Origin of the sequence: Allobosea sp. Leaf344 (assembly GCF_001426225.1) — a bacterium.
In the GTDB taxonomy this organism is placed as follows: Bacteria; Pseudomonadota; Alphaproteobacteria; order Rhizobiales; family Beijerinckiaceae; genus Allobosea.
In genome coordinates, this window is sequence record NZ_LMRT01000014.1 from 989,412 (window position 1) to 998,344 (window position 8,933).

The 8,933-nt window shown below is 65.6% G+C and carries 6 protein-coding genes and 4 pseudogenes; 2 read left to right on the plus strand and 8 right to left on the minus strand.

The features are described from left to right. The first annotated feature begins 56 nt into the window (after positions 1 to 56). Positions 57 to 1,208: a glycerophosphodiester phosphodiesterase gene (locus ASG72_RS16505; RefSeq protein ID WP_056714262.1), complete on the plus strand. Its 1,152-nt coding sequence runs from the start codon at positions 57 to 59 to the stop codon at positions 1,206 to 1,208. Between the two features lie 131 nt (positions 1,209 to 1,339). Here ASG72_RS16505 and ASG72_RS16510 read toward each other — a convergent pair whose 3' ends face one another. The 8 genes and pseudogenes from ASG72_RS16510 to ASG72_RS16535 all read right to left on the minus strand — a co-directional run. Further along, a complete protein-coding gene (locus ASG72_RS16510) occupies positions 1,340 to 1,600 on the minus strand; it encodes a hypothetical protein (protein ID WP_056714264.1) in 261 nt (86 codons plus the stop codon). Between the two features lie 92 nt (positions 1,601 to 1,692). Continuing rightward, on the minus strand, positions 1,693 to 2,481 hold the full coding sequence (locus ASG72_RS16515) for an amino acid ABC transporter ATP-binding protein (protein ID WP_056714903.1): 789 nt from the start codon (positions 2,479 to 2,481) through the stop codon (positions 1,693 to 1,695). Positions 2,482 to 2,505: 24 nt separating this feature from the next. Then, a complete protein-coding gene (locus tag ASG72_RS16520; protein ID WP_056714267.1) occupies positions 2,506 to 3,885 on the minus strand; it encodes an amino acid ABC transporter permease in 1,380 nt (459 codons plus the stop codon). Between the two features lie 10 nt (positions 3,886 to 3,895). After that, positions 3,896 to 5,089, minus strand: coding sequence for an amino acid ABC transporter permease (locus ASG72_RS16525; protein WP_244488832.1), 1,194 nt, complete (start codon positions 5,087 to 5,089; stop codon positions 3,896 to 3,898). 134 nt (positions 5,090 to 5,223) lie between these two features. Further along, positions 5,224 to 5,368, minus strand: a pseudogene (locus tag ASG72_RS21330) (amino acid ABC transporter substrate-binding protein); the annotation flags it as partial. Between the two features lies 1 nt (position 5,369). Continuing rightward, positions 5,370 to 6,248, minus strand: a pseudogene (locus ASG72_RS16530) (amino acid ABC transporter substrate-binding protein); the annotation flags it as partial. Between the two features lie 159 nt (positions 6,249 to 6,407). Beyond that, positions 6,408 to 6,552: pseudogene (locus tag ASG72_RS21335) on the minus strand (amino acid ABC transporter substrate-binding protein); the annotation flags it as partial. A 1-nt stretch (position 6,553) separates the two neighbouring features. After that, positions 6,554 to 7,432, minus strand: a pseudogene (locus tag ASG72_RS16535) (amino acid ABC transporter substrate-binding protein); the annotation flags it as partial. Between the two features lie 251 nt (positions 7,433 to 7,683). On the opposite strand from ASG72_RS16535, the gene metC reads away from it, so the two are divergent. After that, the gene (gene metC, locus ASG72_RS16540) at positions 7,684 to 8,874 is read left to right on the plus strand and encodes a cystathionine beta-lyase (RefSeq protein WP_056714269.1); all 1,191 of its coding nucleotides are present in this window, start codon (positions 7,684 to 7,686) and stop codon (positions 8,872 to 8,874) included. Positions 8,875 to 8,933: the final 59 nt, after the last annotated feature.

The following is an 8,933-nucleotide window of genomic DNA, read 5'->3' on the forward strand; positions in this document are numbered from 1 at the left end:
CAACGCAATGTCACATCCCGCCTCTTAAGCTGGACGCCTGAGGAGGAGATGCCGACATGACGCGATTTCTGGTTTCCGCCGTGCTCGCTTTGGGCACGGCCATGACGTTACCCGCACAGGCCCAGCCGGTGCCGACGCTGAACGGCGAACGCCCGCTGGTCATCGGCCATCGCGGTGCGCCCGGCACCCTGCCCGAGCATACGATCGAGGGCTATAGACTCGCCATCGCCCAGGGCGCCGATTTCATCGAGCCCGATCTGGTGTCGACCAAGGACGGGGTGCTCGTCGCGCGGCACGAGCCGATGCTCGGCGGCACCACCGATGTGGCGAGCCGGCCGGAATTCGCCGACCGGAAGACGACCCGCAAGGTCGACGGCGTCGACACCACCGACTGGTTCGCCGGCGACTTCACCCTCGCCGAAATCAAGACCCTGCGGGCGAAGCAGGCCTTCGCCGATCGCGACCAGTCGCATAACGGCCAATACGCGATCCCGACCCTGCAGGAGGTCATCGACCTCGCCAAGGCCGAAAGCGCCCGCACCGGTCGCGTCATCGGCATCTATCCCGAGACCAAGCACCCGATCTTCCACGCCGCCATCGGCCTGCCGCTCGAGGACCGGCTGCTCCAGGTGCTCAAGGCCGCGGGCTGGACGGCGAAGACCTCGCCCGTGATCATCCAGAGCTTCGAGACGGCTAATCTCAAATATCTCCGCGGCAAGACCGAGCTGCGGCTGGTGCAGCTGGTCGATGGCGACGGTGTCGACAAGGATGGCGCGGTCATTCTCGCGGCGCCCTATGACAAGCCCTATGATTTCGTCGTGACCGGCGACAAGCGCAGCTTCAAGGATCTGGTGACCGCCGAGGGGCTGAAGGAGATCAGGCGTTACGCCGACGGCGTCGGGCCCTGGAAACCCTATATCCTGCCCGGCAAGCAGGTGATCGAGAACGGCAAGCCGAAGGATCTCAACGGCGACGGCGCGATCGACGAGCGCGACAGGGTGCTCGGCGCGCCGAGCTCGCTGGTGAAGGACGCCCATGCGGCGGGGCTGTTCGTCCACACCTGGACCTTCCGCAGCGAGCCGAAGCGGCTGGCGTCCGATTTCAAGAACGATCCGGCGGCCGAGTACAAGGCCTTCTACGCGCTCGGCATCGACGGGCTGTTCTCGGATTTCCCCGAGGCTGCGGTGAAGGCGCGCGAGGCACGCTGAAGCCCGGCCAAATATGACGAAGGCCCAGCCGCTTTCGCGGCCGGGCCTCTGTCGACGCTTTGCGCCGTTCTACTGCCGCGAGCGCTGCATGGTCCAGAAGAGCAACATCGCTCGCAAGCCTTATGTCGTAATCAATCGCAGACTTCGCGCGTCCGCCTGACCTCGCCGCGCGGGGTCTCGCGGACCACCGTCTCGAGGCGGCAATCGCTGCGCACGCGACGACGCTCCCAGCGCTCGGCACGCTCCTCGCGACGGATCTCGCGCTCGATGGCGCGGTCGCGCGGTGAACGCGGGTCGACGGTCACGCCGCCCGGGCCGATTTCGAGTGTCTGGGCATAGGCGCCGCCGCCGGCCATCATCGCCGCGACGAGCGCAGGAATCATGATCTTCATGGATCTCTCCTCCGTTCGTGGCGGATGAACCGAGGAGAGAGCGAGATGTTCCGCCCTGCCCGCTCCTGCGTCCCCGGGACGCAGGGGCGGGATCAGTGCAGGATCTGGCTGAGGAAGAGCTTGGTGCGCTCGTGCTGCGGGTTCTTGAAGAACTCGTTGGGCTCGTTCGCCTCGACGATCTGGCCGGCATCCATGAAGATGACGCGGTCGGCCACCTGCCGGGCGAAGCCCATTTCATGGGTCACGCAGAGCATGGTCATGCCCTCATCCGCCAGCGAGACCATGGTGTCGAGCACCTCCTTGACCATCTCCGGATCGAGCGCCGAGGTCGGCTCGTCGAACAGCATGATCTTGGGGCTCATGCACAGGGACCGGGCGATGGCGACGCGCTGCTGCTGGCCGCCGGAGAGCTGGCCCGGATATTTCGCCGCCTGCTCGGGGATCTTGACCCGCGTGAGGTAGTGCATGGCGATCTCCTCCGCATCGCGCTTGGGCATTTTGCGGACCCAGATCGGCGCCAGCGTCAGGTTCTCGAGGATCGTCAGATGCGGGAACAGGTTGAAATGCTGGAACACCATGCCGACGTCGCGGCGGATCTCGTCGATCTTCTTGAGATCGTTGGTCAGCTCCGTCCCGTCGACGATGATCTGCCCCTTCTGGTGCTCCTCCAGCCGGTTGATGCAGCGGATCATGGTCGATTTGCCCGAGCCGGACGGGCCGCAGATCACGAGCTTTTCGCCGCGCGACACTTTCAGGTTGATGTCGCGCAGCACATGGAACTCGCCATACCATTTGTTGACGCCGATCATCTCGACGGCCGTGTCGGTATTCAGTGAGGTGACCTTGAGGGCCGCCGGACGGGTGCTGGTGGTTTCTGCCATGGCCATGAGGGCTGGTCCCTTTTTTCAACGCTTCTGACCGGCGGCAAGCCGCTGCTCGACCGAGATCGAATAGCGGGACATGCCCCAGCAACACAGGAAATAGAAGATCGCGGCAAAGGCATAGCCCGTTGCGCGCGTGGTCGGCGTCGCCCATGTCGGATCGACGAGCGTCGCCTCGATGGTGCGCAGGAAGTCGAAGATGCCGACGATGGCGACCAGCGTCGTATCCTTGAACAGCCCGATGAAGGTGTTGACGATGCCGGGGATGACGATGCGCAGCGCCTGCGGCAGGATGATCAGGCGCATCATCTGCCAATAGCCGAGGCCGAGAGACATCGCCCCCTCATACTGGCCCTTCGGGATCGCCTGCAGCCCGCCGCGGATCACCTCCGCCATATAGGCGGCGGCGAACAGCGCCACGCCGACCAGCGGCCGCAGCAGCCGGTCCGGCGAATATTCCTGCGGCACGAACAGCGGCAGCATCGTATTGGCCATGAACAGCACGGTGATCAGCGGCACGCCGCGCACGAACTCGATGAAGATCACCGAGAGCAGCTGGATGATCGGCAGGCGCGAGCGCCGGCCGAGCGCCAGCACCACCCCGAGGGGCAGCGAGAACACGATGCCGACCGCCGCGATCAGCAGCGTCACCATGATGCCGCCCCAGAGCCCGGTATCGACCCGCGGCAGCCCGGCCGATTGCGCCAGCATCGCCATCACGCCAAAGACGACGAGCGCGAGCAAGATCAGCATCTTCTGGCCCTGGAAGCGCTTCCATGGCGGCAGCGAACGCTCGACGGCCAGGAAGGCCGGGCCGATCCAGAATTCCGCCAGCCCCGGCGCGAAGGACAGCACCAGGAACAGCGCCATCAGCACGATGGTGATGATGATCAGCGTCCGCAGGAAGGCTTCCGCATTGGCGCCGCCGAGCAGCAGCACATAGGCGGCGATCGGCAGCAGCACGAAGAAGAAGAAGGCGCCGATCTTCTTCTGCGGGGCCCGCTCCCAGAGCAGCCAGACGATGCCGATCGCGAACATCGCGAAGACGATGTTGACGCGCCAGCGCTGCGACACCGGATAGGAGCCGTAGGTGAAGTACTGGTAGCGGTCGAGCACATAGGCCCAGCAGGCGCCCACCGGCCGGCCGATCTTGTCCGCCAGGCAGGCATCGCGGCCGGCCCCGGTCCAGACGGCGTCGAGCAGATAGAAGCGCACCAGCTCCGGCACCGTCGTCACCACGATATAGACGCAGACCAGCGTCATCAGCGTGTTGATCGGCCCGGAGAACAGGTTGGCGCGGATCCAGGCCCAGGGGCCGGCCACCGAGGCCGGTGCCGGCTGCTGTTCCAGGGCCTCGCGGCGGACGAAGGCGTAGGGCGCGTTTTCGGTCGTTGCGTCGGTCATGATGGCGCCCTCACCGCTCAACCAGCGCCATGCGCTTGTTGTAGATATTCATGAAGAACGACGTGACCAGCGAGATGGTGAGATAGACCGCCATGGTGATCGCCACCACCTCCACGGCCTGTCCGGTCTGGTTCAGCACCGTGCCGGTGAAGACCTGGACGAGGTCGGGATAGCCGATCGCCACGGCGAGCGAGGAGTTCTTGGTGAGGTTGAGGTAGTTCGAGGTGAGCGGCGGGATGATGACCCGCATCGCCTGCGGGATCACCACGAGCTTCAGCGTCGGGCCGGCCCGCAGGCCGAGCGCGTTGGCGGCCTCCGTCTGCCCGCGCGACACCGCCAGGATCCCGGCGCGCACCACTTCCGCGATGAAGCCGGCGGTATAGGTCGTCAGCCCGATCAGCAGCGCCACGAATTCGGGGTAGACCTGCATGCCGCCGGTCAGGTTGAAGCGGCCCTGCTGCGGCAGGTCGAAGGTCAGCGGCCGGCCGCTCGCGAAATAGGCCAGCAACGGCAGGCCGATCAGCAGCGCCAGTGTGATGGTACCGTTCGGAAACTGCCGTCCCGTCCGCTCCTGCTGCCGCTTCGACCAGGTGTAGAACCCGATGGCCAGGACCACGGCGATGAAGAAGGCGATCACCACATACTGGAAGGCCGGCGCGAAGATCGGGTTCGGCATGATCAGGCCGCGATTGTTCAGGAAGATGCTGCCGGGCAGCGCGATCGAATTGCGCGCATCGGGCAACGGCTTCAGCACGGCGTTGTACCAGAAGAACAATTGCAGCAGCAGCGGCAGGTTGCGGATGACCTCGACATAGATCATCGCCAGCTTCGACAGCACCCAATTGCTCGACAGCCGCGAGACGCCGATGAAGAAGCCGAGGAAGGTCGAGAGCACGATGCCGATCGAGGCGACCAGCAGCGTGTTCAAGAGGCCGACCAGGAAGGCCTGGCCATAGGTCGAGCCCGAGGCGCTGAAGGGGATCAGCTTCTGGTTGATGTCGAACCCGGCCGCATTGTCCCAGAAGCCGAAGCCCGAGGCGATCTTCTGCGCGCGCAGATTGGTGATGGCGTTGTCGGCAGCGGAATAGAGCAGGAAACCGACCACGGCCAGGAGGCCGATCTGATAGGCATAGCCACGGATCTTGGGGTCGTAGAGCAGAGAGGCCCGGGCTGGCTTGGCCGTTTCGGTCTGTATCGTCGCCACGTGTGTCCCTTTGTCTTGTCGTCAGGCCCGATACGAGCCGGCAGTCCATGATCCGGCCCATCCCGGTGCCGCCCGCCCGCAGCGCGGGAACAGCCGAGGCCGTTCCCGCGCCGCTCGCGGCGCGGGCGTGGCGCTCAGCGGATCGGCGGCGCGTATTGCAGGCCGCCCTTGGTCCAGAGCGCGTTCTGGCCACGGGCGATCTTCAGCAGCGAACCGGCGCCGACATTGCGCTCGAAGGATTCGCCGTAATTGCCGACATGCTTGATGATCCGGTAGGCCNGTCATTGGGCAGGCCGATCGCCTCGCCGAACTTGCCCTCCGTCCCGACGAAGCGCTTGATCTCCGGATTGCTGGATTTCAGCATCTCGTCGACATTCGCTTTGGTAATGCCGAGCTCCTCGGCGTTGACCATGGCGAAATGCGTCCACTTCACGATGTCGAGCCAATTATCGTCGCCATGGCGGACGGCCGGCCCGAGCGGCTCCTTGGAGATGATCTCCGGGAGCACGATGTGGTCGGCCGGCGTCGACAGCTTCAGGCGCTCGGCATAGAGGCCGGACGCGTCGGTGGTGAAGGCGTCGCAGCGGCCGGATTCATAGGCCTTGATCGTCTCGTCGGCCGAGGCGAAGGCCACGACCTCGTATTTCATGTTGTTGGAGCGGAAGAAGTCGGCGAGGTTCAGCTCCGTCGTCGTGCCCTGCTGGGTGCAGACCGAGGCGCCGGCGAGCTTCATCGCGGAATCGACGCCGAGCTTCTTGCGGACCAGGAAGCCCTGGCCGTCATAATAGTTCACGCCGGCGAAGTTCAGGCCGAGCGACGTGTCGCGCGACATCGTCCAGGTCGTGTTGCGCGAGAGAAGGTCGACCTCGCCGGATTGCAGCGCCGTGAAGCGATCCTTCGAGGACAGCGGCACGAACTTGATCTTGCTCGGATCGTTGAAGATCGCGGCCGAGATCGCCCGGCAGAGATCGACGTCGAGGCCGCTCCAATTGCCCTGGGCATCGGGAATGCCGAAGCCGGCGAGGCCGGGTCCGACGCCGCAGGTCAGGCTTCCCCGGCTCTTGATCTGGGCGAGCAGCCCGCCGGTCTGCGCCTGTGCGGTGTGCGAGGTGAAAGTGAGCGCGGCCGCGGCGAGTGCCGCAGCGAAAATGGTCTTCATGGCTGTTCCCCTGTTGCGGAGCGGGTTGATCCCGCTCTCGGTATGCTGATGTCAGATACCGGAGACGGTCGGCGTCTCCAGCAAACTCCGTGCCGCTCCTTTCCCGGCCGCGTTGGAATGGGTGGACGGGCGGCGATCGGCCGCCCGTCCGAACTCAGCTCAGCGAATCGGCGGAGCGTATTGCAGGCCGCCCTTGGTCCAGAGCGCGTTCTGGCCACGGGCGATCTTCAGCAGCGAGCCTGCGCCGACATTGCGCTCGAAGGATTCGCCGTAATTGCCGACATGCTTGATGATCCGGTAGGCCNATCGGGGGTCAGGCCGATCGCCTCGCCGAACTTGCCCTCGACGCCCAGCAGGCGCTTGATCTCGGGGTTGGGCGACTTCATCATCTCGTCGACATTGGCCTTGGTCACGCCGAGTTCCTCGGCATTGAGCATGGCGTAATGCGTCCACTTGACGATGTTGAACCAGACCGGGTCGTTGTTGCGGGTCGAGGGGCCGAGCGGCTCCTTGGAGATGATCTCCGGCAGCACCATGTGGTCGTCCGGCGCGGTCAGCTTCAGGCGCTCGGCATAGAGGCCGGAGGCGTCCGTGGTGAAGGCGTCGCAGCGGCCGGCATCATAGGCCTTGATCGTCTCGTCGGAGGAGGCGAAGGCGACGACCTCGTATTTCAGGTTGTTGGAGCGGAAGAAGTCGGCGAGGTTCAGCTCCGTCGTCGTGCCCTGCTGGGTGCAGATCGACGCCCCCGACAGCTGCAGGGCGGAGTTCACGCCGAGCTTCTTGCGCACCAGGAAGCCCTGGCCGTCATAATAGTTCACGCCGGCGAAGAGGATGCCGAGCGAGGTGTCGCGCGACATCGTCCAGGTCGAGTTGCGGACCAGCAGATCGACCTCGCCCGACTGCAGCGCCGTAAACCGGTCCTTGGCCGAGAGCGGGATGAACTTCACCTTCTCGGGATCGTTGAAGATGGCGGCCGAGACGGCGCGGCAGAGATCGACGTCGAGCCCGCTCCACTTGCCCTGGCCGTCCGGGACGCCGAAGCCGGCGAGGCCGGTATTGGATCCGCAAATCAGCTGGTTGCGCGACTTCACCTGGGCCAGGGTCGACGGCGCCTGCGCCATCGCAGCCGTCGAGGCCACCGCAAGCCCGAGCCCTGCCACCGCAGCTGCCCAAATCATTTTCATGTGCTCTCTCCCATTGAGGTGGATCGCCGGTCCTCCGGCCATCCGTCGGACCGCACGTCCGAAATTCACGTCTTCTGCATAGAAATCGAGCAACAGCGGTCCGCCGTCCGATTGCCAGAGCCCGGCATGAGCGTCAAGCAAGGCAGGCGGCGCATCCGGCGCCCTTTCCCCGGCGGCCATCACATGCGAGTTTCGCGGGGCGGTCAAGACACACCCGCATGACGAACAATCCTCTCCACCTCGTTGGTCCCATGAAAAAACTTGCCAGAGCCGACTTTGATCGCTTGCGCGAAAAGACCCGTCTTGTCCTTGCCGGGCGTGATCCCGAGGACAGCTACGGATTCGTCAACACGCCGATCGTGCGCGGCTCGACCGTGGTCTATCCGACGATGGAGGATTTCCTCCAGCGCAAGGCCCGCTACAGCTACGGCACCAAGGGCAACCCGACGATCGACGCGCTCGAGGCCGCGCTCAACACCATGGAGGGCGGCGCCGGCACGGTGGTCTGCCCCAGCGGGCTGATGGGCTGCACCCTGCCTCTGCTCGCGACATTGTCGGCCGGCGATCATCTGCTGATGACCGACAGCGTCTACCGTCCGACGCGGATGTTCTGCGACAGCATGCTGCGCCGCATGGGGGTCGAGACCACCTATTACGACCCGGCGCTCGGGGCCGACATCGCGGCGCTGTTCCGGCCCAATACGAAGGCCGTCTGGACCGAGGCGCCGGGCTCGCAGACCTTCGAGATGCAGGACATCCCGGCCATCGTCGAGGCCGCCCATGCCCATGGCGCGCTGGTGATGATGGACAATACCTGGGCGACGCCGCTGTTCTTCGACAGCCATCGCTTCGGCGTCGACATCTCCGTCCAGGCCGGCACCAAATATTACGCCGGGCATTCGGACGTGCTGATCGGGACCGTCTCCGCGCGGACGCCGGAGCTCTACCGCACCATCCGCGACGCCTGGGAGGCGCTGGGCGTGATCATCGCGCCGGAGGACGCCTTCCTGACCCTGCGCGGCATCCGCACGATGCGGCTGCGCCTGCAGGAGCAGATGCCGGCCGGCATCGCGATGGCGCAATGGCTGGCGGCACGCCCGGAGGTGGCGCGGGTGATGCACCCCGCTCTGCCGGACGATCCCGGCCATGCGCTGTGGAAGCGGGATTTCACCGGCGCCTCCTCGCTCTTCGCCATCGAGCTCGAGCCGGTCGCGATGCAGGCCGTGGGCGCGATGCTCGACGGCCTCTCTCTGTTCGGGATGGGTGCATCCTGGGGCGGCTATGAGAGCCTGATCCTGCCCTTCGACTGCACGCCCTACCGCACGGCGACGAAGCCCGCCTATCGCGGCCCGACCATCCGGCTGCATATCGGGCTGGAGGATCTCGAGGATCTCAAGGCCGATCTCGACGCCGGCTTCGCGAGGCTGCGCGCCGCCGCCTGAGGCTGGTGAGATGCGCCGGCAAGGCGGGCGCCGGCGGGCCTAGCCCTCGCCGGCGCCCG

Coding starts and splice junctions, on each gene's coding strand:
- ASG72_RS16520 (WP_056714267.1), bottom strand. CDS start 3,885: ATGACCGACGCAACGACCGAAAACGCGCCCTACGCCTTCGTCCGCCGC.
- ASG72_RS16515 (WP_056714903.1), bottom strand. CDS start 2,481: ATGGCAGAAACCACCAGCACCCGTCCGGCGGCCCTCAAGGTCACCTCA.
- ASG72_RS16505 (WP_056714262.1), top strand. CDS start 57: ATGACGCGATTTCTGGTTTCCGCCGTGCTCGCTTTGGGCACGGCCATG.
- ASG72_RS16510 (WP_056714264.1), bottom strand. CDS start 1,600: ATGAAGATCATGATTCCTGCGCTCGTCGCGGCGATGATGGCCGGCGGC.
- metC (WP_056714269.1), top strand. CDS start 7,684: ATGAAAAAACTTGCCAGAGCCGACTTTGATCGCTTGCGCGAAAAGACC.